The organism is Paracoccus lutimaris, assembly GCF_003337565.1.
Lineage (GTDB): Bacteria > Pseudomonadota > Alphaproteobacteria > Rhodobacterales > Rhodobacteraceae > Paracoccus > Paracoccus lutimaris.
This window is the reverse complement of the sequence record NZ_QPJL01000087.1, coordinates 1-1,334: the sequence shown is the minus strand read 5'-3', so window position 1 is coordinate 1,334 and position 1,334 is coordinate 1. Positions and strand designations below refer to the sequence as shown.

The following is a 1,334-nucleotide window of genomic DNA, read 5'->3' as shown; positions in this document are numbered from 1 at the left end:
GGGAGTATCCGAAACTCTGTGTATCTGACCGGGCCCATGCGGTTTTCAGATACGGTCAGGCGTCGAAACGCCCTGCGAACATTATGGCCAGCTGATTGCGGGCCGCAACCCATTCCCGGACGGCGCGGCCGCCCTTCTCGAAGTTGCGGATGGCCAGGAAGATCAGCTTCGTGGCAGCCTCCTCGGTCGGGAATGAGCCCTTGGTTTTCAGCGTTTTCCTCAGCACCCTGTTCAGTGATTCCACTGCGTTGGTGGTGTAGATGATCTTCCGGATCGCGGCACTGAATGCATAGAACGGCGTGACCTCGGCCCATGCCCGGCGCCAGGCCGGGGCGATGGACGGGTATTTCCCGCCCCATTTATCTTCGAAGGCGTCCAGTTGGCGGGCGGCCTCCTCGGCGGTCGGGGCCTCGTAAATCGGGCGCAGGTCGGCGGCCACGGCCTTGCGGTCCTTCCAACTGCAGAAATTCATCGAATGCCGGATCAGGTGAACGATGCAGGTCTGGACCGTCGTCTCGGGAAAGGCTGCGGTGATGGCCTCGGGAAAACCCTTCAGCCCGTCGACGACAGCGATCAGGATGTCCTGGACCCCGCGGTTGCGCAGCTCATTCATCACCGACAGCCAGAACTTGGCGCCCTCATTGTCGGCGATCCAGAGCCCCAGAACCTCGCGATCCCCGTCCCGGGTAACGCCCAAGGCGATGTAAACGGCCTTGTTCTTGACCATCCGGCTGTCAGCATCGCGGATCTTCACCCGCAAAGCGTCAAAGATCACAATGGGATACATCCGGTCCAGCGCCCGGTGTTGCCATTCCCGGACCTCGTCCAGCACGGCATCGGTGACGCGGCTGATCAGATCAGGCGAAACACGTAAACCATAGAGGTCCTCCAGATGCGCCTGGATGTCGCGCACCGACAGCCCGGCGGCATAGAGCCCGATGATCTTGTCGTCGACCCCGTCGATCCGGGTCTGGCCCTTCTTCACCAGCTCCGGTTCGAAGCTGCCGTCCCGGTCGCGTGGCACCGAAAGCGGCACCTCGCCGTCCGAGCCCTTCACCCGCTTCGTCGCAACCCCGTTCCGGCGGTTCGCCTGTTCGGCTGGCGGCTCAGCACCGGCCTCATAGCCCAGATGTGCTGTCAGTTCGGCGCCGAGCATCCGCTCCATCAGCCGGACCTTCAGTTCCTTCATCAGACCGGCATCGCCAAGCAGATCCTCAGGCCGCTTGCAGCCCTTCAGCAGTTCGTCCAGCAGTTCGTTCGAAATCGTCATCGTCCTTGCTCCTCTCAGGAAGCATGGACCAGATCACCGATACACAGAAGATCGGACACTCTCC

The 1,334-nt window shown here is 62.0% G+C and carries 1 protein-coding gene; it reads right to left on the bottom strand.

Annotation, left to right across the window (positions count from 1 at the left end):
* Positions 1–55: 55 nt before the first annotated feature.
* A complete protein-coding gene (locus DFP89_RS20050) occupies positions 56–1,270 on the bottom strand; it encodes an IS256 family transposase (protein WP_114351052.1) in 1,215 nt (404 codons plus the stop codon).
* Positions 1,271–1,334 lie beyond the last annotated feature (64 nt).

Coding starts and splice junctions, on each gene's coding strand:
- DFP89_RS20050 (WP_114351052.1), bottom strand. CDS start 1,270: ATGACGATTTCGAACGAACTGCTGGACGAACTGCTGAAGGGCTGCAAG.